Below are 408 nucleotides of genomic sequence, written 5' to 3'. Positions count from 1 at the left end.
CCGGGTTGAAGCTCACCACCGGCACGATGAAGTCGGCCGGAATCAGCTGGGTGCCCTGGTGCAACAACTGGTGGTAGGCATGCTGGCCGTTACAGCCAACCCCGCCCCAGATCACCGGCCCGGTATCTGTCTTCACCGGGGTGCCGTCCTGCAGCACGCTCTTGCCGTTGGACTCCATGTCCAGCTGCTGCAGGTGCTTGGTGATGTTGCGCAGGTAGTGGTCGTACGGCAGGATCGCGTGGCTGTTCGCGCCCCAGAAGTTGCCATACCACACACCCAGCAGGGCCAGCAGCACCGGCATGTTCTTGTCGAACGGCGCGGTCTGGAAGTGCTGGTCCATGGTGTGGGCACCTGACAGCAGTTCCTTGAAGTTGGCGGTGCCGATGGCCAGGGCAATGGGCAGGCCGA

Annotated in this window: 1 pseudogene; it reads right to left on the bottom strand. The window is 63.5% G+C overall.

The annotated features are described in order from the left end of the window. Nucleotides 1-408, bottom strand: a pseudogene (locus tag JOY50_RS28615) (glucose-6-phosphate isomerase); the annotation flags it as partial.

This window comes from Pseudomonas sp. BP01 (assembly GCF_022760795.1).
In the GTDB taxonomy this organism is placed as follows: Bacteria; Pseudomonadota; Gammaproteobacteria; order Pseudomonadales; family Pseudomonadaceae; genus Aquipseudomonas; species Aquipseudomonas putida_Q.
Note: the sequence above shows the minus strand (reverse complement) of the source record. Positions and strands in the feature narration are given on the sequence as shown.